Source organism: Streptomyces sp. NPDC005070, assembly GCF_053600395.1.
The window spans coordinates 25,290-46,933 of sequence record NZ_JBSFZS010000062.1; the positions used below are offsets into that span (position 1 = coordinate 25,290).

The 21,644-nt window shown below is 73.2% G+C and carries 16 protein-coding genes; 11 read left to right on the forward strand and 5 right to left on the reverse strand.

From position 1 onward, the window contains the following. Window positions 1-171 precede the first annotated feature (171 nt). A complete protein-coding gene (locus ACWEBX_RS21680; RefSeq protein ID WP_451886466.1) occupies window positions 172-1,788 on the reverse strand; it encodes a DUF5691 domain-containing protein in 1,617 nt (538 codons plus the stop codon). A gap of 22 nt (window positions 1,789-1,810) precedes the next feature. Beyond that, a complete protein-coding gene (locus ACWEBX_RS21685; protein WP_451886467.1) occupies window positions 1,811-3,166 on the reverse strand; it encodes an SWIM zinc finger family protein in 1,356 nt (451 codons plus the stop codon). Window positions 3,167-3,299: 133 nt separating this feature from the next. On the opposite strand from ACWEBX_RS21685, the gene ACWEBX_RS21690 reads away from it, so the two are divergent. The 5 genes from ACWEBX_RS21690 to sucD all read left to right on the forward strand — a co-directional run bounded on the left by ACWEBX_RS21690 (window position 3,300) and on the right by sucD (window position 10,754). Further along, the gene (locus ACWEBX_RS21690; RefSeq protein WP_451886468.1) at window positions 3,300-4,445 is read left to right on the forward strand and encodes an ATP-binding protein; all 1,146 of its coding nucleotides are present in this window, start codon (window positions 3,300-3,302) and stop codon (window positions 4,443-4,445) included. Window positions 4,446-4,510: 65 nt separating this feature from the next. Next, complete coding sequence (locus tag ACWEBX_RS21695) at window positions 4,511-7,102, forward strand: DUF5682 family protein (protein ID WP_451886478.1); 2,592 nt, start codon at window positions 4,511-4,513, stop codon at window positions 7,100-7,102. Next, window positions 7,099-8,262 carry a VWA domain-containing protein gene (locus ACWEBX_RS21700; RefSeq protein ID WP_451886469.1) on the forward strand — a complete coding sequence of 388 codons (1,164 nt, stop codon included), beginning with the start codon at window positions 7,099-7,101 and terminating at the stop codon, window positions 8,260-8,262. Before ACWEBX_RS21695 ends, ACWEBX_RS21700 begins: the two co-directional genes overlap by 4 nt. Window positions 8,263-8,669: 407 nt before the next feature. Next, window positions 8,670-9,848 carry an ADP-forming succinate--CoA ligase subunit beta gene (gene sucC / locus ACWEBX_RS21705; protein WP_451886470.1) on the forward strand — a complete coding sequence of 393 codons (1,179 nt, stop codon included), beginning with the start codon at window positions 8,670-8,672 and terminating at the stop codon, window positions 9,846-9,848. 21 nt (window positions 9,849-9,869) lie between these two features. Then, window positions 9,870-10,754: a succinate--CoA ligase subunit alpha gene (sucD, locus tag ACWEBX_RS21710; RefSeq protein WP_329301294.1), complete on the forward strand. Its 885-nt coding sequence runs from the start codon at window positions 9,870-9,872 to the stop codon at window positions 10,752-10,754. A 133-nt stretch (window positions 10,755-10,887) separates the two neighbouring features. Here the strand turns inward: sucD and ACWEBX_RS21715 are convergent, their stop codons facing one another. Then, a complete protein-coding gene (locus ACWEBX_RS21715) occupies window positions 10,888-12,102 on the reverse strand; it encodes a helix-turn-helix domain-containing protein (protein ID WP_451886479.1) in 1,215 nt (404 codons plus the stop codon). Between the two features lie 108 nt (window positions 12,103-12,210). Here ACWEBX_RS21715 and ACWEBX_RS21720 point away from each other — a divergent pair, with 108 nt between their 5' ends. Beyond that, the gene (locus ACWEBX_RS21720) at window positions 12,211-14,121 is read left to right on the forward strand and encodes a cell division protein PerM (protein ID WP_451886471.1); all 1,911 of its coding nucleotides are present in this window, start codon (window positions 12,211-12,213) and stop codon (window positions 14,119-14,121) included. Window positions 14,122-14,184: 63 nt separating this feature from the next. Here the strand turns inward: ACWEBX_RS21720 and ACWEBX_RS21725 are convergent, their stop codons facing one another. Then, complete coding sequence (locus ACWEBX_RS21725) at window positions 14,185-15,054, reverse strand: hypothetical protein (protein ID WP_451886472.1); 870 nt, start codon at window positions 15,052-15,054, stop codon at window positions 14,185-14,187. Between the two features lie 471 nt (window positions 15,055-15,525). Here ACWEBX_RS21725 and purN point away from each other — a divergent pair, with 471 nt between their 5' ends. Continuing rightward, the gene (purN, locus tag ACWEBX_RS21730; protein WP_451886473.1) at window positions 15,526-16,146 is read left to right on the forward strand and encodes a phosphoribosylglycinamide formyltransferase; all 621 of its coding nucleotides are present in this window, start codon (window positions 15,526-15,528) and stop codon (window positions 16,144-16,146) included. Further along, the gene (purH, locus tag ACWEBX_RS21735) at window positions 16,143-17,732 is read left to right on the forward strand and encodes a bifunctional phosphoribosylaminoimidazolecarboxamide formyltransferase/IMP cyclohydrolase (protein ID WP_451886474.1); all 1,590 of its coding nucleotides are present in this window, start codon (window positions 16,143-16,145) and stop codon (window positions 17,730-17,732) included. The genes purN and purH overlap by 4 nt, the downstream gene beginning before the upstream one ends. Before the next feature lie 106 nt (window positions 17,733-17,838). Here purH and ACWEBX_RS21740 read toward each other — a convergent pair whose 3' ends face one another. Beyond that, window positions 17,839-18,474, reverse strand: coding sequence for a hypothetical protein (locus tag ACWEBX_RS21740; RefSeq protein ID WP_451886475.1), 636 nt, complete (start codon window positions 18,472-18,474; stop codon window positions 17,839-17,841). A gap of 315 nt (window positions 18,475-18,789) precedes the next feature. Here ACWEBX_RS21740 and ACWEBX_RS21745 point away from each other — a divergent pair, with 315 nt between their 5' ends. The 3 genes from ACWEBX_RS21745 (at window position 18,790) to ACWEBX_RS21755 (ending at window position 21,546) form a co-directional block, all read left to right on the forward strand. Then, window positions 18,790-19,644, forward strand: a complete 855-nt coding sequence (locus tag ACWEBX_RS21745; protein ID WP_451886476.1) for a bifunctional methylenetetrahydrofolate dehydrogenase/methenyltetrahydrofolate cyclohydrolase — start codon at window positions 18,790-18,792, stop codon at window positions 19,642-19,644. 100 nt (window positions 19,645-19,744) lie between these two features. Next, window positions 19,745-20,332: a DUF3017 domain-containing protein gene (locus tag ACWEBX_RS21750; protein ID WP_451886480.1), complete on the forward strand. Its 588-nt coding sequence runs from the start codon at window positions 19,745-19,747 to the stop codon at window positions 20,330-20,332. Window positions 20,333-20,667: 335 nt separating this feature from the next. Continuing rightward, window positions 20,668-21,546, forward strand: coding sequence for an XRE family transcriptional regulator (locus ACWEBX_RS21755; protein ID WP_451886477.1), 879 nt, complete (start codon window positions 20,668-20,670; stop codon window positions 21,544-21,546). The last annotated feature ends 98 nt before the right edge of the window (window positions 21,547-21,644 follow it).

Sequence of the window (21,644 nt, forward strand, 5' to 3'; positions counted from 1 at the left end):
GCTCGCGCCCGCGTCGGCCCACATGGACGCCTGCGCCCGCCTTCCGCGTCCCGCGGTGACCCCCGGTGTCCGCGCTGTCCCGCGCGGACACCGTGACCTTCGGCATCTCCGGCGCCGGAGCGGTTCGGCGCCGGAGAATCTCGGCGTCGCCGTGTTCCCCGCGAGCCACGGTCAGGGTGGCGTGAGCTCGGCGGACATGGTTGCTCTCAGCCGCAGGGTCGTCACGAGCCGTTGGAAGGCCTCGGCCCAGTAGTCCCCGGACCCCGGCGCCGCGTTCTCCGACTCGTCGGGGACCGAGGTGAGACCTTCGAGCCGCCCTGCCTCCGCCGGGTCGAGGCAGCGCTCGGCCAGCCCCATCACCCCGCTGAAGCTCCACGGGAAGCTTCCCGCGTCCCGGGCGATGTCGAGCGCGTCCACCACCGCCCGCCCCAGGCCCCCCGCCCAGGACACCGCGCACACCCCGAGGAGCTGGAACGCCTCGGACAGTCCGTGCGTACCGATGAACCCGGCCACCCAGTCGGCCCGCTCCCCGGCGCTCAGCGTGGCGAGCAGCTTGGCCCGCTCGGCCAGTGACACCGCCCCCGGCCCCCCGGCCTCCGGAGCGGAGGGCGGCCCGAGGAGCGCCCTCGACCACGCGGGATCGCGCTGCCGCACCGCCGCCCGGCACCACGCGGCGTGCAGTTCCCCCTGCCAGCCGTCCGCCACGGGCAGGGCCACCACCTCTTCCGGCGAACGGCCGCCGAGCCGGTCGACCCAGGTCGAGAGGGGTGCCGCCTCGACGAGCTGACCCAGCCACCAGGACCGTTCACCACGGCGGGCCGGGGGTTTGGCCACCACGCCGTCCTGCTCCATCGCCGCGTCGCACTCGTGCGGCGCCTCGACCGTGATCTCCGGGGTCTCCCGCGTATGGTCGACGGCCACGCACGAGGCGGCCCTGTCCGCCATCCTCGCGGCGAGCGCGGACCCGGGCAGGGCGGAGAGCAGCTCGGCCGCCGTCGCCCGCACATTGCGGCTGCGGTCGGCCAGCGCCCCCTCGAGGAACGCCTCGTCCTCGGCGCACAGGCCGGACCGGAGGGAGTCGAGGAACATCAGCCGGTCCTCGGCCCGCTCCGTCGCCCAGGTCGCGACGAGCAGGGCGCGTCCGGCGGCCGGGTCCTTGGCCCGTACCGCCGCCAGCAGCGCGACCCGCTCCGCGAACAGCCCCTCCTGCCACAGCTGTTGTATGTCGTCGGCCGCCTCCGGCAGCGTGGTGGCGCCGCCCGACGAGGTGCGCAGGGCGAACCGCCACTCGGGGTTCAGCCCGGCCAGCCACAATGCCCGCGGCCCGGCGAAGGCGAGGGCGGCGGGCCGCAGGTCCGTGCGCCCCCGGGCCGCGTCGAGCAGCGCCGGAAGGGCCTGCGGAGGTGCGGCGAAACCGCGTGCGCCGGCCAGGGCCAGCCACTGGGGCAGCAGCTCGACGAGGTCGGGCGCCGCGCCTCTGCGGCCGCCGCCTCCCGTGCCGGGGCGGTCCGCCAGCAGGGTCGAGAGCCTCCGGGCCGCGGCGGGCGGCAGCGGGGTCCGCGGGTCCGGTGCGGCGGGCTCCGGACGGGCCGCCGCCCGCGCCGGCCGCACCCCGGCCCGCCGCCGCACGGTCTCCACGGCCGCCGCGTCCAGCAGCGCCACCGGAGCCTGCCGACCGGGCTGTTGTCCCGAAAGCGCGCGCCGCTCCGTACCGAGCAGCGCCACGGTGACGAGCTCCTCCCAGGAACCGCCGACGGGCGTGCCCGCCGAAGCCGGTGTGGTGGTCATGAGCGTCCTTTCCGTACGAAGGTCAGCACAGGGGTACCGCCTCGCCCTCGCCCTGCGGCCAAGCCGTCAGCGGGGTGAAACCGCGGTGGCCGCACTCGCCGAAGACCGTGACCGGGGCGCCGCCGGACAGGGCGACCAGGCGCCACAGTTCGGGGCGAGACCGCGAGGAAGGGCTGAGCGGGAGGGCCGACTCGCCATCGGCGTCGGCGAGTTGCCACGCGTCGCCGTCCGGGGTCGGGATCACCCGCTCCAGGGTGACGGGGCAGGAGTCCAGCCACGGGTCGGCGCGCAGCGCTTCTCCGTAACGGGCGGCGGCCTGGGGTGTCGTCAGCCCCTTCGGCCGTATCGCCGCGGGTGCCGGGGCGGTGAACCGCTCGCCCAGCGCCGCCCGCGGTTGGCCGGCGCCCGGGTACGCGGACAGCTCCGCCTCGAAAGCCAGCCCCACCGGAAGCGCCAGTTCGGGTGCCCGGCCCGCCGCGCCGTAGGACAGAAGCAGGGCCGTGCGGCCGGACTCGGCGCCGTACAGCCAGATCCGGCGTGTCGTGAGCCGGGCGTCCGCCGTGTCGTACTGCGCGAGAACGAGCCAGCGGTCACGCACCGGAGGGCCGTCCGCGGAGCCGGGCAGCCCGACGCGGGAACGGACCGTCGCGGCCAGGTCGTCCGGCAGCCGCTCGCGCCGCAGCCAGCCCTGGTCGAGCAGATGCAGCAGCGCGCACTCCTCGAGGAGTCGCACGGGCCAGCCCGGCCCCGACGACGGGATCGCCCCCAACTCCCGCACACGCGCCGCCAGACCGGGTGCCTGCGCGTCGACCATCCGGGCCGCCGTCTCCTCCCACATCCCGTACCCCGCACGCTCGGCGGAGGCGAGGCCGCCGCGCAGCAGGTCCGCCAGTCGCTGCTCCAGCTCGGCCGCCCCCGCGGTGATCCGCTCGGCCCTGCGTTCGGCCCTGCGCCGGGCCGCCTCGGGATCACCCGGCGAAGCGGCTCCAGATCCCCCGCCCGGCGAGCTCCTGCTCTCCGCGCGCCTGCGTCTGCCCTCCAGCCACTGGGCGGCCCAGTCCGGCGCCTGGGCGGACGGCACCGCTCCGTCCGCGCCCGCCCAGAGCAGCAGCAGTCCCAGCGCGTGCTTGCACGGGAACTTCCGGCTCGGACAACTGCACTTGTAAGCGGGACCCGCCGAGTCCGCGATGTCCAGGACCGTCTGATACGGCTTGCTGCCACTTCCCCTGCACAGTCCCCATACCGTCCCCTCCTCCGTACTGCCCGCCTCGGACCACGGTCCGGCCGCGCCGAGTTTGCTCCCCGCCTTGCGTGACGCGGCGTCAGGTGCCAGTGCCAGCACCTGATCCGCCGTCCAGCGCACCGCCTGCTGTGTCATGCGATCGAAGGTAGGACCCACCACTGACAATCGATCCTCGCGAGCGCATTTGTGCAGGTCAGGGCGCATTGTCAGTGGCGTGGTGCACGGTGGAACCAGATCCGAACCGGCCGAGCTGGAGGGGGACCGAGGCATGTCCGTGTCCGTTGAACCGACGTCCGTTGACGCACCTGCGGGAGAGAGGGGGGCGAGCCGGCCGAGCGAGGCGCTGCGACCGCACGCCGAGCACGCCTTCGCCGCCGAACTCGCCGCGCTCGCGGCGCAGGACGACCGGCCGCGCCCCGAACGCTGGCTGCTGTCGCCCTGGGCCGTGGCCACCTATCTGCTGGGCGGCACCCTGCCGGACGGCACCGTGATCACTCCCAAATACGTGGGGCCGCGCCGCATCGTCGAGGTCGCCGTCACGACGCTCGCCACCGACCGGGCCCTGCTCCTGCTCGGTGTGCCCGGCACCGCGAAGACGTGGGTGTCCGAGCACCTGGCGGCCGCGGTCAGCGGAGATTCGACCCTGCTCGTGCAGGGCACGGCCGGCACACCGGAGGAGGCCATCCGGTACGGCTGGAACTACGCGCGGTTGCTCGCGCACGGGCCCAGCCGGGACGCGCTCGTGCCGAGCCCCGTCATGCGCGCCATGGCCGAGGGCATGACCGCCCGCGTCGAGGAACTGACGCGTGTGCCCGCCGACGTGCAGGACAGCCTGATCACGATCCTCTCCGAAAAGACCCTGCCGATACCGGAATTGGGCCAGGAGGTGCAGGCCGTCCGCGGGTTCAACCTGATCGCCACGGCCAACGACCGCGACCGCGGGGTCAACGAACTCTCCAGCGCCCTGCGTCGTCGTTTCAACACGGTCGTGCTGCCGTTGCCGGAGAGCGCCGACGCCGAGGTCGACATCGTCTCGCGCCGGGTCGACCAGATCGGCCGCTCCCTCGACCTGCCCGCCGTGCCGGACGGCGTCGACGAGATCCGCCGTGTCGTCACCGTCTTCCGGGAGCTGCGCGACGGGATCACGGCCGACGGCCGGACGAAGCTGAAGTCGCCCAGCGGCACGCTGTCCACGGCCGAGGCGATCTCCGTCGTCACCAACGGCCTCGCTCTGGCGGCCCACTTCGGCGACGGCGTGCTGCGGGCGAGCGACGTCGCCGCCGGCATCCTCGGCGCCGTCGTGCGCGACCCGGCCGCCGACCGCGTCATCTGGCAGGAGTATCTGGAAGCGGTCGTCCGCGAGCGGGACGGCTGGAAGGACTTCTACCGCGCGTGCCGCGAGGTGAGCGCGTGAGTGCCGAACGGGAAGCCGGGCCGCCCGTTCCGGAGGGCCGGGCGGTCGTCCGGGGGCCGGGGCCGTTGCTGCTCGGTGTGCGGCACCACGGACCCGGGTCGGCGCGGGCCGTGCGGTCGGCACTGGAGGCGGCGGCACCCCGGGTCGTGCTGATCGAGGGGCCGCCCGAGGCGGACGCACTCGTCCCGCTGGCCGCCGAGAAGGACATGCGGCCCCCGGTGGCGCTGCTCGCCCACGTCGTCGACGAGCCCGGTCGTTCGGCCTTCTGGCCGCTGGCCGAGTTCTCACCGGAGTGGGTGGCGATCCGGTGGGCTCTGGAAAACGGGGTGGAGGCCCGCTTCATCGACCTCCCGGCCTCCCACACCCTGGCCTGGGGGAGAGACGACGAGAACGGGACGGACCCCGACCGGGACGGGCCGGTGAGCGCGCCTTCCGACCCCCCGCCCCCGGCCGGGAACCCCAGCGCCCCCGGCCCCGGAGGCGACCGGGCGCCGGAGGCGGACCGTGTCACCGCGGTGCGTCCCGGCGCGGCCGGAGCTCCCGGTGCCCCGGACGATCCCGGCACGGCGCGAGCCCCCGATTCCCCGGGTGATCCCGGACGGCCCGACACGGCCGGTGGTTCCGACCGGTCCGTCGACGCGTCCGCCGTGCGGATCGACCCCCTCGCGGTGCTCGCCGAGACCGCCGGCTACGACGACCCGGAGCGCTGGTGGGAGGACGTGGTCGAGCACCGGACCGGTGCGGCGGACGACCCGTTCGCTCCGTTCGCCGTGCTGGAGGAGGCCATGGGGTCGCTGCGCGAGGCGTACGGGGTCGGCGGACACGACCGGGACCTCGTGCGCGAGGCGTACATGCGGCTCCAGCTTCGGGCGGCGCAGCGGGAGTTCGGGGACGGCGTGGCCGTCGTGTGCGGGGCCTGGCACGTCCCCGCCCTGCGGCGGCGGGCCACGGTCGGCGCCGACCGGGGACTCCTCAAAGGGCTGCCCAAGGCCAAGGTCCAGCTCACCTGGGTGCCCTGGACGCACCGCCGGCTGTCCCGCGCCAGCGGGTACGGAGCGGGTATCGACTCGCCGGGCTGGTACGGGCATCTGTTCAGCGCCCCCGACCGCCCGGTCGAGCGCTGGATGACCAAGGTGGCCAGGCTGCTGCGCGACGAGGACCGGGGCGTGTCGTCGGCCCACGTCATCGAGGCCGTGCGGCTGGCCGGCACCCTCGCCGCGATGCGCGGCCGCCCGCTGCCGGGACTGACCGAGACCACCGACGCCCTCCGCGCCGTGATGTGCGAGGGCTCGGACGTCCCCCTGGACCTGGTGCGCGACCGGCTCGTGGTCGGGGAGGTGCTCGGTGAGGTGCCGGATTCCGCCCCGGCGGTGCCGTTGCAGCGAGACCTCACGCAGTCGCAGCGGCGGCTGCGGCTCAAGCCCGAGGCGCTGGAGCGGGAGATGGAGCTCGACCTGCGCAAGGAGACCGACGCGGGGCGCAGCACCCTGCTGCACCGGCTGCGGCTCCTGGGCGTCGCGTGGGGCGAGCCCGCGGCGTCCCGCGGCAGCACGGGCACGTTCCGGGAGACCTGGCGCCTTCGCTGGGAGCCGGAGCTGTCGGTGCGGGTCGCGGAGGCCGGTGTGTGGGGCACGACCGTCGTGTCCGCGGCGACGGCCAAGGCCGAGGCGGACGCCGTCGGCGCGCCGTCACTGGCCGATGTCACGGCCCTCGCCGAGCGCTGCCTCCTCGCCGAGCTCACGGACGCGCTGCCCGTGGTGATGCGGGTGCTCGCCGACCGCGCCGCCCTCGACACGGACGTGGGCCACCTCGCGCAGGCCCTGCCCGCACTCGTCCGCTCCCTGCGCTACGGCGACGTACGCGGCACGGACACCCACGCCCTCTCCGGTGTCGCGGCCGGCCTCGCCGAACGCGTCTTCGTCGGCCTCCCGCCGGCCTGCGCCTCACTCGACAGCGACGCCGCCGAGGAGATGCGCCGCCACCTCGACGCCGTGCACGGGGCGGTGGCACTGCTGGGGGAGGCGACCTCGGGGACCGACGGGCCCTGGGAGATCCGCGGGCGCTGGCACTCCGTACTGCGGGTGCTCGCCGCGCGGGACACCGTGCCCGGGGTGGTCAGAGGCCGGGCGGTCCGCCTGCTCCTGGACGAAGGGGAGCTGGCGCAGGAGGAGGCCGCCCGGCTCATGGGTCTCGTGCTGTCGCCGGGCACGGAGCCCGCGGACGGGGCCGCGTGGATCGAGGGATTCGTCGGCGGCGGATCCGGCGGCATGCTCCTCGTGCACGACGAGCGGCTGCTCGGGCTGGTGGACACCTGGCTGACCGGGGTGCCCGCCGACGCGTTCACCGATGTGCTGCCGCTGCTGCGCCGGACGTTCTCGGCGTACGAGACAGGGGTGCGCAGGACCCTGGGCGACCTCGTCCGGCGCGGCCCGGCGCCTCGGGCACACGCGGCGGCCACCGGTTCCGGCTCCGGCATACCCGGGTTCGCCCCCGACCTCGACACCGGGCGCGCCGACGCCGTTCTGCCGCTGCTGAGCCTGCTGCTGGGGCTCGCCGATCCCGACGCGGACACCGGTACCGGCACGGGAACCGGCACCGACAAAGACAAAGACACCGGCACCGACATCGAGAACGATCTTGTGAGGATGGCTCCATGAGCGAGGCGGTCTTGAGTGCCGGGGACGAGCGGCTGCGGCGGTGGCGCCTGGTGCTCGGCGGCGACGAGGCGGACGGCACCGGATGCGTGCTCTCCGGCCGGGACGCCGCCATGGACGGGGCGCTGGGCGCGCTCTACGGGAAGGGGAGCGGGGGACGGCCGGGGCGGGACCGCTCGGCGGGGCTCGGGGCTTCGGCGCCGTCGGTCGCGCGCTGGCTCGGCGACATCCGGACCTACTTCCCCTCCTCCGTCGTCCAGGTGATGCAACGGGACGCCATCGACCGGCTCGGGCTCTCCGCCCTGCTCCTGGAGCCCGAGATGCTGGAAGCGGTGGAGGCCGACGTGCACCTCGTGGGCACCCTCCTCTCCCTCAACAGAGCCATGCCGGAGACGACGAAGGAGACCGCGCGGGCCGTCGTGCGCAAGGTCGTGGAGGACCTGGAGAAGCGGCTCGCCACCCGCACCCGGGCCACGCTCACCGGCGCCCTCGACCGCAGTGCCCGGATCAGCAGACCCCGCCACCACGACATCGACTGGAACCGCACGATCGCGGCCAACCTGAAGCACTACCTGCCCGAGTACCGCACGGTCGTGCCCGAGCGGCTGATCGGCTACGGGCGTGCCTCGCAGTCCGTGAAGAAGGAGGTCATCCTCTGCATCGACCAGTCGGGGTCGATGGCGGCGTCGGTCGTCTACGCGTCCGTGTTCGGCGCCGTGCTGGCGTCGATGCGGTCCATCGCCACCCGGCTCGTCGTCTTCGACACGGCCGTCGTCGACCTCACCGACCAGCTCGACGACCCGGTCGACGTCCTCTTCGGCACCCAGCTCGGCGGCGGCACGGACATCAACCGGGCACTCGCCTACTGCCAGTCGCAGATCACCAGACCGGCCGACACGGTCGTCGTCCTCATCAGCGACCTCTACGAAGGGGGGATCCGCAACGAGATGCTGAAGCGGGTGGCGGCGATGAAATCGTCGGGGGTGCAGTTCGTGACGCTGCTCGCGCTGTCCGACGAGGGGGCGCCCGCGTACGACCGTGAACACGCGGCGGCGCTCGCGGCGCTCGACGCGCCGGCGTTCGCCTGCACACCCGATCTGTTCCCCGAGGTGATGGCGGCGGCGATCGAGAAGCGGCCGCTGCCGATCCCGGACACGAGGTGAGAGTGTTCCGTCCTGATCACGGATGACCGGTTTCAGACGGTTCGGGAGACCCGGACGGCGGAAGGCCGACGGATCCACCCGACCGGGCTCCCGGGCCCCCGCCGACCGGCCCGCCGCAGGAGCGCCGGGGGCCGCGCAGGGCCCTCAGCGGCTGCTCACAGGGGCCTCACGGGGTGATCCCCGGCCAGGTGAGGGCCGGTCCGGGGCCCGTTCTGTGACAGGTATCACCGCTGTGGTGTGAGCTGCGATTTAGGGTCCCGTGCCCCACGGCGATAACCTGCGAGACGGACATGCCGCGCGCTCGGACACCGTGTGCGCCACCCTTGTGACAGCGGACGTCACGTTGCCCTTCGCGGCACGCCCACGCATCCAACGAACCGCGAGATCACTGATAGGGACGGACGCGCGTGGACCTGTTCGAGTACCAGGCGAGGGACCTCTTCGCCAAGCACGGTGTACCGGTGCTGGCCGGTGAAGTCATTGACACGCCTGAGGCAGCCCGCGAGGCGACCGAGCGTCTTGGCGGCAAGTCCGTCGTCAAGGCCCAGGTGAAGGTCGGTGGCCGCGGCAAGGCCGGCGGCGTCAAGCTCGCCGCCACCCCGGACGAGGCCGTCGCCCGCGCGACGGACATCCTCGGCATGGACATCAAGGGCCACACGGTCCACAAGGTGATGATCGCCGAGACCGCGCCCGAGATCGTCGAGGAGTACTACGTCTCGTACCTCCTCGACCGCACCAACCGCACCTTCCTCGCCATGGCGTCCGTCCAGGGCGGCGTGGAGATCGAGGTCGTCGCGGAGGAGAACCCCGACGCCCTCGCGAAGGTGCCGGTCGACGCCAACGAAGGCGTGTCGATCGAGAAGGCCCGCGAGATCGTCGCCCAGGCGAAGTTCCCGGCCGAGGTCGCCGACCAGGTGGCCGACATCCTGGTGACGCTGTGGGACACCTTCATCAAGGAGGACGCCCTCCTCGTCGAGGTGAACCCGCTCGCCAAGGTCGCCTCCGGCAAGGTCATCGCCCTCGACGGCAAGGTGTCCCTGGACGAGAACGCCGAGTTCCGCCAGCCGGACCACGCCGCGCTCGAGGACAAGGAGTCGGCCAACCCCCTCGAGGCCGCCGCCAAGGCCAAGAACCTCAACTACGTCAAGCTCGACGGTGAGGTCGGCATCATCGGCAACGGCGCGGGTCTCGTCATGAGCACCCTCGACGTCGTCGCGTACGCCGGTGAGAACCACGGTGGCGTCAAGCCCGCCAACTTCCTCGACATCGGCGGCGGCGCCTCCGCCGCGGTCATGGCGAACGGCCTGGAGATCATCCTCGGCGACCCGGACGTCAAGTCCGTCTTCGTCAACGTCTTCGGTGGCATCACCGCCTGTGACGAGGTCGCCAACGGCATCGTCCAGGCGCTCCAGCTCCTCGCCGACAAGGGCGAGGAAGTCACCAAGCCGCTGGTCGTGCGCCTCGACGGCAACAACGCCGAGCTGGGTCGTCAGATCCTGTCGGACGCCAACCACCCGCTGGTCCAGCGCGTGGACACCATGGACGGCGCGGCCGACAAGGCCGCCGAGCTCGCGGCTGCGAAGTAAGGGACGAGGGACTAAACAGCCATGGCTATTTTCCTCAACAAGGACTCCAAGGTCATCGTCCAGGGCATGACCGGTGCCACGGGTATGAAGCACACCAAGCTCATGCTCGCGGACGGGACGAACATCGTCGGTGGCGTGAACCCGCGCAAGGCGGGCACCTCCGTCGACATCGACGGCAACGAGATCCCCGTCTTCGGCACGGTCGCCGAGGCCATCGAGAAGACCGGCGCCAACGTGTCCGTCCTCTTCGTGCCGCCGGCCTTCGCCAAGGCCGCCGTGGTCGAGGCGATCGACGCGGAGATCCCCCTCGCGGTCGTCATCACCGAGGGCATCGCCGTCCACGACTCCGCCGCCTTCTGGGCGTACGCGAAGTCGAAGGGCAACAAGACCCGCATCATCGGCCCGAACTGCCCCGGTCTCATCACCCCGGGCCAGTCCAACGCCGGCATCATCCCGGGCGACATCACGAAGCCGGGCCGCATCGGCCTGGTCTCGAAGTCCGGCACGCTGACGTACCAGATGATGTACGAGCTCCGTGACATCGGCTTCTCCTCCGCCGTCGGCATCGGTGGCGACCCGGTCATCGGTACGACGCACATCGACGCGCTCGCCGCGTTCGAGGCCGACCCCGACACCGACCTGATCGTCATGATCGGCGAGATCGGCGGCGACGCCGAGGAGCGTGCGGCGGACTTCATCGCGAAGAACGTGACGAAGCCGGTCGTCGGCTACGTCGCCGGCTTCACCGCGCCCGAGGGCAAGACCATGGGCCACGCCGGCGCCATCGTCTCCGGCTCCTCCGGCACGGCCGCCGCGAAGAAGGAGGCCCTCGAGGCCGCGGGCGTCAAGGTCGGCAAGACGCCGACCGAGACGGCCAAGCTCGCGCGCGAGATCCTCGCGGGCTGAGCCGACGCTCGACCGAACGCCGGTGGGCGCGCACCCTTTCGAGGGTGCGCGCCCACCGGCGTTCCGTGTCACCGGCGTCCGGCCCGCCGGCGTTCCGCATCACACACGTCACACACGTCACGGGCGTTCCGAGTCAGCGGTTCTCCGGGATCAGCCGCTCCGGGCCGTTCATCTCCTGGGACCTCAGCCGGGCGCGCAGCCTGAGCTCCGCCGCGGACAGCGGCCCGGGGGCGGCCTTGGGCGGCAGGCCGTGGATGGTCTCCGGCGGCGCGAGGGGTTCCTCGTAGTGGTCCGGGGCCGTGCCCAGCGTCAGGGCGGTCACCCCGATCAGCAGGACCGTGAAGGCGATGGCCGCCCGGGTCCACTGCTGAGCCCGGCGCTCGCCGTACCAGCGGACCGTGCGGGGCTTCGCCGCGCGCAGCCGCTCCGCGCTCGCGAGTTCGGTGAGCCGCCGGTGCAGATCCTCCGGTGACGCAAGCTCCGGCAGCCGTTCGGCGACGGCCTCGCGCGCGTGCAGCACCCGGTTGGCCGCCGCGGGCGTGCTCGCCTCCGTCTCGGCCGCGGTCTCCGGCAGCCCGAGCCCCACGCCGTCGTACAGCAGCAGGGTGCGCCGGTACACCGGTGGCAGTTCGAGGAGTACGTCGAGCAGGGCGCGGTCGGCCGCGGCGGCGGGCGGTGCCTCCGGGTGACGGTAGCGGGGGCGCAGCCGGTGCCAGGGGGAGAGCGCGTACTCGTACGCCGTGGCGCGCACCCACCCGGCCGGATCCCGGTCCACGGCCACCTCCGGCCAGCGGTACCAGGCCTGCTGGAACGCCCGTTCCACGGACTCGCGGGCCAGTTCGCGCCGCCCGGTCAGCAGATAGGCCTGTCGTACGAGGGAGGGGGCGCAGAACGCGTAGAGCGCGTCGAAGGCCTGAGCGGGCGTCAGTGAAGGCTCCGAGAGTCCGGCGTGCGCGTCCTCGACGAGCCATTCCTCGGTGGGCAGCCCCTCGGTGAGCCGCCCCTCCGCCCGCTTGCGACCCGGCCGCTCCCCGACTCGGGCCGAACGCTTCCTTCCCGTACCGGGCCGGGCTTCACGGCTCGTCCCCGCGCCCACCAGTTCGGAGCTGATGACCTTCTGAGGGACGGTCACCTCCGGCCGGGCGGCGGGCGGATCGGCCACGAGCAGCCTCGCGTACGCCTCCCGCATGCGGCCGCGCGGGGTCGAACGGCCGGTCTCCCACGAGCGCACCGTCGACCGGCTGACGCCGAGCCGCGTGGCCACGTCGGTCTGGGTCAACGACCGGCCCTCGCGCAGACGGCGGCGCTCCTTGGGCGCCGGCAGCGGGGTGGCGGGGCTCTGTGTCAGGTCGGGTTCCACAGAACGCCCCTTCGTACGAAAAAGTACATAACTGCATATTGAGCGACACATCCATGGTTCGCCTGTTACGACGAGAAAGCGCGTGTCGTTGGGAGCATGAGAGCTGTGACCCAAATCACCGACCGCAGGCTCTCGTTGTCGCACCTGCTCACCCGGATGCGCGACCGTTCCCCCGGACTGGCCGCGAGTCTCCTGGGCGGCGTCCTCGCCGCGGGGCTCGGGCTCGCCGCGTTCGCCCTCCTCGTCATCGTGCTGTGGATCAGCTCGCCCTTCCCGGACAGCGGGCCGGACGGGGCGCTGCACGTCGCCGCCGGGCTCTGGCTGCTCGCGCACGGTGTGGAGCTGATCCGCACCGACACGCTCTCCGGCCTGCCGATGCCGGTGGGGGTGACACCGCTGCTCCTGCTCGCCCTCCCGGTGTGGCTGCTGCACCGGGCCGCACGCGAGGCGGCCGACGTCACGTCGGAGTCGTCGCCGCACACGGCGTGGGCCGGGGTCGTGGCCGGCTATCTGTCCGTCGGCTGGGCCGTCGCGGCGTACGCCGCGGGCGGGACGCTGCGTCCCGCCTGGGCCTGGGCGGCGATCTGCCTGCCGCTCCTCGCGGTGATCGCCGCGGGAACGGGGGTCTGGACGGCATACGGGCGGCCGTGGGGGCCGGGCCCGTTCCGGGGACGGCGGGCCGCGCGGGTGCATCCGCGGACAGGGGGGCGCCCGGTATCGGCCGTACGCCGTCTCGTCGCCGCCGACGACCGGGTGCTCGGCGGTGCGGCGCGGGCCGCCGCGGCCGGGATCGCGGTCCTCGTCGCGGGCGGGGCCCTGCTCGTGACGGCGTCGCTCGTGTGGCACGGGGACACGGCCCACGCATCGTTCATGCGGCTCACCGGGGGGTGGTCGGGCCGGTTCGCCGTCCTGCTGCTGTGCCTGGTCCTGGCGCCGAACGCGGCCGTGTGGGGGGCGGCTTACGGGCTCGGTCCCGGAGTCGTCCTGAGCGCGGGTCATGTCGCCGGTCCGCTGACCGCGGCCGTCCCGGGGGCGCACGCGCCGGCCGAACTGCTCCCCGCGTTTCCGCTGCTCGCGGCATTGCCGCAGGCGGGGTCCGGGGCGCCGTCGCCCTGGCCGAGCGCGCTGGTGCCGCTGGCCGCCGGGGTGACCGTGGCGTGGTTCGCGGTGAAGGCGGGGGCCGCGCGGGGAACCCCGGGCCGGGAGGAACCCTGGCCGCTCGGGCGGACGGTGGCCGCCGTCTCGATCGCCGCCGGATGGTGCGGAGTCGCGCTCGGTGTGCTCGCCGGGCTGGCCGGGGGGCCGCTCGGGGTCCGCGCCCTGGCCCATTTCGGGCCGGTGTGGTGGCAGGTGGGGCCCGCGACGGCGGTGTGGACGGCGGTCGTCGGGATTCCCGTCGCGGTGGCGGCCGAATGGCGGGACCGGGGGCGGGCGGCCGCCGGGGGCGCGCGTGTCCGCCGGGACGCGCGCGAGACCGGGCGGGCTTCGTGGTGGCGGCCGCGGCTGCGTGCTTGGCTGCCGGCGCGCGGGGGCGCCTCCGCGATGCCGGTGCCGACGCCGGTTCCGCACCAGGGGTTGGCGTCCATGTCCGGGCCGGCCGACCCCACGGCGCCGGCGGCGGCCGTCGAGAGCTTCGACCCGTACGAGGCGTACGACCCGTACGAGTCCTACGACCCCTTCGAGCCGTACGACCCGCTGCCGGGGGAGCCCACGGGGAGCGGCCGGCACCGGGAGGCGTCGAGGGAGACCCGATGGGAGGCACTGAAGAAGGCGGGCGGGCCTCCGGAGCCGGAGGACCCTGGCGGCCCGGAACACCCGGAGGACCCGGAGAGTCCCGAAGGCCGCGGGGGATCGGCGGACGACGGGAATCGGCGAGGTCCGGAACACCCGATCGGACCGGGGTACGGGGACCTGTCCGACAGCCCGGAGGGGCAGGGGCCCCGAACCGGCGGCGGGCCCCAGGACCCCGCCCCGGACACCCCGGGGAGCAGTGGCTCGCCCCGCTGACCAGGACGGCCCGCCGACCGGGGACGGCCCGCTGCCCGGCGCCGGGCAGCAGGGTCGCCGTCGTCAGTCGTGGGTGCCCAGGATGCCGCGCAGGTCCTTCGGGAGGAGGTCGTTGCAGGACTTCTTCGCGGCGGTCGTCAGGGCGTCGTTCGTGCAGGAGTAGTAGTCGCTGTAGACGAGGTGGGCGGTGAAGACCCCGGCGACCAGCACGATGGCCAGCGACGCGGTGACGATGCCGCTCACCGCGGCGGTCATCTGCGGGCGGGCGTTCGGATCGGGGGCCGGGGCGTCGGGGTCCGGCGTACGCGACCTGGACCGCAGCGCGCTGACGCCCCAGTACAGGGCGAGCGCGCCGAGCAGCAGCGCCACGTACGGCCAGCCGAAGAGGACGAAGAAGAACGCCCACATGCCGGAGAGCAGGGCGTAACGGGCGCGGCGCTGGGCCGGGTCCGTGGGGTCCCAGCGCATGCCGCCGCCGGGCGGCGTCCCGCCGGGACCGCCTTCGGGGCCGCCCTGTCCCTGCGGCGCGCCCGGCCGGTCGCCGAAGCCGCCGCCGCTGGAAGGGCCGGGCTGCCGGTCGCTCCACTGGCTGCCCCAGGGCGAGTGCCCGGAGTCCTGCTGTCCGTCCCCGTCGTTCCCGCCGGAGCCCTGTCCGTGCCGGCGCGGCTGCCAGGGCCGGTCGGGTGTCCCCTCCGGCGGTGGCGCGAACGGGTTGTCCTCCTGGCCGGAGGCCTGGCCGGACGGGGGAGTGCCGGGCGCGTCGGGTTCGCGCTCGCCCGAGGGGCCGCCGCTTCCGCCCGCAGAGCCGCCGCCGTTCCCGTCCGCGGAGCCGGGCCCGCCGGTGGGGCCGTCCTCGCCCGGCTTCGGCGGGGTGGACGAAGAGTGCCGCTCGCGCAGCAGGAGCGGAGGGAGTCGGAGACTGCGGTCCGGCATCAGGTGAGCGTCTTCCCCTTGGTGGTTCTGGCAGGTGGTGGGTCCACACATCGTCGCGCTCGCGACATGCGCCCCGGGCCGGTCCTCCCGGGCTGACGCCTCGGGCCGGTCCGCCCCGGACCCACGCCCCGAGCTTCGCACTCCGGACTCGCGCCCCGAGTTTCGTGCGCCCGGACGCGCGTTCCGGATGTCTCCGGAACCCGTGCCGCGGGTGGTGCCGGGGTCGCGCCCCGGACGTCCGTTCTCGTCCCAGGTCAACGTCCCGCGCACCCGGGGCGTTCCCCGTGCCGGAGGCGTTCCCGGGTTGATCCTCCCCAGACGCTACCTTCCGGCCTCGCCCCCGTCCCGTGGGGGCCGCCCGGTGTGCCGGTATCGTTGCTGACGGTCGGCCGCTTCGTAGACTTCCCCGTATCCCGGGGCGTGAAGTATTCGTACGACCGTACAAACGCTCCCCCGAGAAAGGGCCCCCTCGTGGCCAAGACCAAGCGCCTCGTCGTGCTGGTCTCCGGATCAGGTACGAATCTGCAGGCACTGCTCGACGCCGTCGCGGAGGCGGGCGCGGCGGCCTACGGGGCCGAGATCGTGGCCGTCGGTGCCGACCGGGACGGCATCGAGGGGCTCGCTCGGGCCGAGCGAGCCGGGCTCCCGACCTTCGTGTGCAAGGTCAAGGACCACGGCAGCCGGGACGCCTGGGACCTGGCGCTCGCCGAGGCGACCGCCGCGTACGAGCCCGATCTCGTCGTGTCCGCCGGGTTCATGAAGATCGTGGGGAAGGAATTCCTCGCCCGCTTCGGCGGACGGTTCGTCAACACGCACCCCGCGCTGCTGCCCAGTTTTCCCGGCGCCCACGGCGTCCGTGACGCGCTCGCGTACGGAGCCCGGGTCACCGGCTGCACCGTCCACTTCGTCGACGACGGCGTCGACACCGGACCGATCATCGCCCAGGGCGTGGTCGAGGTCCGCAACGAGGACGACGAGAGCGCTCTGCACGAGCGCATCAAGGAAGTCGAGCGAAGGCTGCTCGTCGATGTCGTGGGGCGGCTCGCCCGCAACGGCTATCGCATTGAGGGACGAAAGGTAGTTATCCAGTGACCGCCGACAGCACAGTCACGGCCGAGAGCACCGAGGGCACCAAGCGGGTCATCCGGCGCGCGCTCGTCAGCGTGTACGACAAGACCGGCCTTGAGGAGCTGGCCCGTGGGCTGCACGCCGCCGGCGTCGAGCTCGTCTCCACCGGGTCCACCGCCGCGAAGATCGCCGCGGCCGGTGTGCCCGTCACCAAGGTGGAGGAGCTGACCGGCTTCCCCGAGTGCCTGGACGGCCGGGTCAAGACCCTGCACCCCAAGGTCCACGCCGGGATCCTCGCCGACCTGCGTCTCGAGAGCCACCGGCAGCAGCTCGCCGAGCTCGGTGTCGAGCCGTTCGACCTCGTCGTCGTCAACCTCTACCCGTTCCGGGAGACCGTCGCGTCCGGGGCGACCCCCGACGAGTGCGTCGAGCAGATCGACATCGGCGGGCCCTCGATGGTCCGCGCGGCCGCCAAGAACCACCCCTCGGTCGCCGTCGTCACCAGCCCCGGCCGTTACGGCGACGTCCTCACCGCTGTCGGGAGCGGTGGCTTCGACCTGCGCACCCGCAAGCGGCTCGCCGCCGAGGCCTTCCAGCACACGGCCGCGTACGACGTCGCCGTCGCCTCCTGGTTCGCCTCCTCGTACGCGCCCGCCGACGACTCGCAGTTCCCCGACTTCCTGGGTGCCACCTGGGAGCGCGCGCACACCCTTCGCTACGGCGAGAACCCGCACCAGCCCGCCGCGCTCTACACCTCCGGCACGGGCGGCCTCGCCGAGGCCGAGCAGCTCCACGGCAAGGAGATGTCCTACAACAACTACACGGACACGGACGCCGCGCGCCGTGCCGCGTACGACCACGAGGACCCCTGCGTCGCGATCATCAAGCACGCCAACCCGTGCGGGATCGCCGTCGCGTCGAACGTCGCCGAGGCGCACCGCAAGGCGCACGCCTGTGACCCGCTGTCCGCGTTCGGCGGTGTGATCGCGGTCAACCGCCCGGTCACCAAGGAGATGGCCGAGCAGGTGGCGGAGATCTTCACCGAGGTCATCGTCGCGCCCGAGTACGAGGACGGCGCCCTCGAAGCCCTCGCCAAGAAGAAGAACATCCGTGTGCTGCGGGCCCACAAGGCCCCGGCCGACCCGGTCGAGATCAAGCCCGTCGACGGTGGCGCGCTCCTCCAGGTCACCGACCGGCTCCAGGCCCCCGGCGACAACCCGGCGAGCTGGACGCTGGCGACCGGTGACGCCCTGAGCGAGGGCGAGCTCGACGAGCTGGCCTTCGCGTGGCGTGCCTGCCGTGCCGTGAAGTCCAACGCGATCCTGCTCGCCAAGGACGGCGCCTCGGTCGGCGTCGGCATGGGCCAGGTCAACCGTGTCGACTCCGCGAAGCTCGCCGTCGAGCGGGCCGGCGCCGAGCGTGCCCGCGGCTCCTACGCCGCCTCGGACGCGTTCTTCCCGTTCCCCGACGGCCTGGAGATCCTCGCCGACGCGGGCGTCAAGGCCGTGGTCCAGCCCGGCGGCTCCGTCCGCGACGAGCTGGTCGTGGAGGCCGCGAAGAAGGCGGGCATCACGATGTACTTCACCGGGACGCGGCACTTCTTCCACTGATCCCGTCGATCCCGTGGAAAACGCGAGGGCCGTGTCCCCCCGGTCAGGGGTGGGACACGGCCCTCGGTGCGTACCGGACCTTCGGCGCTCGGTGCGTACCGGGCCTTCAGTAGCGGGGGCGGTTGAACCACGCGACGCCGGACGGCGCGATCATCGCCGCCGCCATCACGCCGCCGAAGCCGATCCACAGCAGCGCCCAGACCAGCGCGGCGGAGGAGTTGGCGTCCGCCGCGGAGATCAGGACGAGGACGCCGAACAGGGAGCCCAGGATTCCGTACACCATGGTGGTGATCCGGATGCCCTGGCCGCCTCTGGTGAACTTGACCCCCAGCGTGATCGAAAGACCCGCGAGGGCGAGGAAGAGCAGCGCGATCACGAGGATGATGCCGGCGGAGTCGTGGCCGAGGTCGGACAGGCCGTTGTTGCCGAAGGTGTCCTCGCCCGCGTTGGACGCGTCGTTGATCGTCGCGGCGCCGAAGATGGCGAAGATGCCGATCAGGATCTGGACGGCCGCCACGATGTAGAGCAGCACACGGGCGGTCGTCATCAGGCCCGGCATGGTCTGCGGCATCATGTTGCCGCCCGGGTAGCCGGGGTACGCGGGCTGCTGCGGGTAGCCGTAGCCCTGCGGGGGGACGCTCGGCGGGGCCTGCGGGTAGCCGTAACCGGGGGCACCCGGCGGGGCGGCGGGAGGCTGCTGCGGCGGCGGGCCGTAGGGGTTGTTCGGGTCGCCGAAACTCATGGCGGGTTTCCTCCGTTGCCTCTTGCGGGGACTACGCGCGGCACGGTTCGGAGGAATTTCTACAGAGCGGTCCGTCCCCCCGGTACTGCCCGCGACACTGTGTGTGCTCATCGTTCTTTAGCAGACTCTTACTTGTCCAGCGAACTTCCCTATGTGTTGTGCAAGTGCAACATCGGCGATCATGGTCGGATACGGGTGAATCAGGCGCTCTGCGGCTGTCGCACGGAGGCCCGCAAGGCCGGGGGAAGGCCGTTGTGGGGGTCGGTGCGGCCCCGGATTGGGATCTGGACCGCGTCATCCGGGAGGATGGGGGCCATGACCGCCCAGATTCTCGATGGCAAGGCCACCGCAGCCGCGATCAAGTCCGACCTGACCGTCCGCGTGGCGGCCCTGAAGGAGAAGGGCGTCATGCCCGGCCTCGGGACGGTCCTGGTCGGGGACGACCCCGGAAGCCAGAAGTACGTCGCCGGCAAGCACCGCGACTGCGCCCAGGTCGGCATCGCCTCCATCCAGCGCGAACTGCCCGCGACCGCCACGCAGGAAGAGATCGAGGCGGTGGTCCGCGAGCTGAACGAGGACCCTGCCTGCACCGGCTACATCGTCCAGCTGCCGCTCCCCAAGGGCATCGACGAGAACCGCATCCTGGAACTGATGGACCCGGACAAGGACGCGGACGGCCTGCACCCGATGAACCTCGGGCGTCTCGTCCTCAACGAGCCCGCCCCGCTGCCCTGCACCCCCAACGGCGTCCTCACGCTCCTGCGCCGCTACGGCGTGGAGATCAAGGGTGCCGAGGTCGTGGTCGTCGGCCGCGGTGTGACCATCGGCCGTCCGATGCCGCTGCTGCTGACGCGGCGCAGCGAGAACGCCACGGTCACCCAGTGCCACACCGGCACCCGTGACCTCTCCGCGCACCTCAAGCGCGCCGACATCATCGTCGCCGCCGCCGGCTCCGCCCACCTCGTCCGGGCCGAGGACGTGAAGCCGGGCGCCGCCGTCCTCGACGTCGGTGTCTCGCGCAGCGCCGAGGGCAAGATCGTCGGAGACGTCCACCCGGACGTCGCCGAGGTCGCCGCCTGGATCTCCCCGAACCCGGGCGGTGTCGGCCCGATGACGCGGGCCCAGCTCCTCGTCAACGTGGTGGAAGCGGCGGAGCGCAGTGTCGGCTGACGGCAACACCCACGAGTCCGGGGCCGGCGCGGGGCGTGCCGGCCGGGGTGTCGCTGCCGGTGTGCGATCCGGGGCTGAGAAGGAGACCGAGATCGAGGCTGTGTCGAAGACCGAGACCGAGACCGGGGCGGAGGCCGAGGTTCGGGTTGAGGCCGGGGCTGTGGCTGAGGGCGGGGCTGGGGCTGTGTCCGGGGCTGAGGTCTCGGGTGGGGCTGCGGATGAGGGTGAGCTTTCGGGCGACGGTGAGGAAGTGACCGTTCGGGACGCCATCAGTGCTCCCGATGCCCAGGGCGAGCCGCGGCGCACCACGCGGCGCTTCCCGCTGTTCACCCGCGACACGGCTCGGCCCGAGGGCGGTGGCCGGGCCGCGCCCGGAGACGCCCCGGCGCCCGCGCGTCAGTGGCCCATCCTCACCGTGCTGTCCGCCGTCGCGCTCGGCCTGCTGCTCACCGCGCTCGACGTGTTCCGCGTCGGCACGATCCTGATCGGCGCCGCGCTGCTCGCGGGGGCCGTGATGCGCTGGATGCTGCCCAGCGTCGGCATGCTCGCCGTCCGCTCCCGCTTCACGGACATGGTCACCTACAGCGTCCTGGGCGTCGCCATCGTGGTGCTCGCGCTGATGGCCCAGCCCCACCCGGTGCTGGAGATCCCGTTCCTCGACGACACCTTGCACTTCACGGTCCGCTGAACCGAGGCCGGCCCGCACGCGCTTGCCGGCCCGCCCCCGCGTACCGGTGGCCCGCCCTCTCCCTCGGGGAGGGCGGGCTCTGTCGTTCCCGGGAATGACGACGGCCCGTCCTCTCCCCCGAGTCAAGGACGGGCCGCGCTCGGGCGGTTGTTCCGCCCGGGGTCAACCCTTGTGCACGGGAACGCGCTGTTCAACAGCTCTCAGCCCCCTGTGGCACGGAAGTGACCATTCCGGCACGGTGTGCGGGTCGTATGACGGCATTCGTTCAACTCCGGTCGGCGGGTGGCGGTCGACGGGTGGAACACTGGTCCCACCGGGGGAAGTTGGGGGAAAGAATGCCTCGCTGGAAGGCTTTGCCGGACGAACTCGATCCGCGGGTCGCCGAGTTCGTCGGACAGCTTCGGCTGCTCGTCGACCGGAGCGGGCTGGGCATCGGGGCCGTGGCCGACCGTACGGGGTACGGCAGGGCATCCTGGGAACGCTACCTGTCCGCCGGGCTGCTCGCGCCCAAGGGAGCGGTTGTCGCGCTGGCCGAGGTGACCGGGGCCAATCCCGTGCATCTGGTGACGATGTGGGAGCTGGCCGAGCGGGTCTGGAGCCGGTCGGAGATGTTCGGGCCGGAGCCTCCCGAGGATGCGCGGCCCGTTGGTGCCGGTGCCGGTGCCGGTGCCGGTGCCGGTGCCGGTGTCGGCTCGGGGGAGGGGGCCGCGCGGCGGAAGCGGAGGCCGGTGCTGCTTCTCGCCGGTGTCGTGGGCGTCCTGGTCGTTGTCGCGGGCGCTGTCCAGCTCACCCGGGGCGGGGGCGAGCAGGACGTGGCCGGTACGCCGAGGACGCCGGTGGTCTCCGCGAGTCCCCGGCTCGATCTGCCGCCTGGGGTCTCCTGCAGTGGGGCCTCCTGTGCCGGGAAGGACCCCGAGAGCATGGGCTGCGGCGGGCGGTTCGCCACGACGGCGACCAGTGTGACGGTGGGGGGCGCGCTGGTGGAGGTGCGGTACAGCGAGACGTGCGGGGCGGCTTGGGCTCGGGTCACGTCGGCAGGGGTGGGGGACCGGGTCGAGGTGTCGGCGGGGGCCGGGGCCTCGGCCTCCGCGAAGCAGACCGCTGTGGTGGGCACGGACGTGGACACGTACACGCCGATGGTCGCCGTGAAGGACGCCGGTGATGTGAGGGCTTGCGTGACGCTGAGGTCGGGGCAGGCGGGGTGTACCGGCTAGCGGCCGGTGGGTGGGTCGGGGCCGTGCCGGTGCATCAGCCCGTCGCCGTTGGGTGAGGGGTGGGCGTCGGTGGCGACGGGCATCGATGTACCGGCACG

Bases quoted from the DNA above. Each gene is read 5' to 3' on its own strand.
- ACWEBX_RS21725 (WP_451886472.1), bottom strand. From the start codon at position 15,054: ATGCCGGACCGCAGTCTCCGACTCCCTCCGCTCCTGCTGCGCGAGCGG.
- ACWEBX_RS21740 (WP_451886475.1), bottom strand. From the start codon at position 18,474: ATGAGTTTCGGCGACCCGAACAACCCCTACGGCCCGCCGCCGCAGCAG.
- ACWEBX_RS21700 (WP_451886469.1), top strand. From the start codon at position 7,099: ATGAGCGAGGCGGTCTTGAGTGCCGGGGACGAGCGGCTGCGGCGGTGG.
- ACWEBX_RS21720 (WP_451886471.1), top strand. From the start codon at position 12,211: ATGAGAGCTGTGACCCAAATCACCGACCGCAGGCTCTCGTTGTCGCAC.
- ACWEBX_RS21680 (WP_451886466.1), bottom strand. From the start codon at position 1,788: ATGACCACCACACCGGCTTCGGCGGGCACGCCCGTCGGCGGTTCCTGG.
- ACWEBX_RS21685 (WP_451886467.1), bottom strand. From the start codon at position 3,166: ATGACACAGCAGGCGGTGCGCTGGACGGCGGATCAGGTGCTGGCACTG.
- ACWEBX_RS21690 (WP_451886468.1), top strand. From the start codon at position 3,300: ATGTCCGTGTCCGTTGAACCGACGTCCGTTGACGCACCTGCGGGAGAG.
- ACWEBX_RS21745 (WP_451886476.1), top strand. From the start codon at position 18,790: ATGACCGCCCAGATTCTCGATGGCAAGGCCACCGCAGCCGCGATCAAG.
- sucD (WP_329301294.1), top strand. From the start codon at position 9,870: ATGGCTATTTTCCTCAACAAGGACTCCAAGGTCATCGTCCAGGGCATG.
- ACWEBX_RS21755 (WP_451886477.1), top strand. From the start codon at position 20,668: ATGCCTCGCTGGAAGGCTTTGCCGGACGAACTCGATCCGCGGGTCGCC.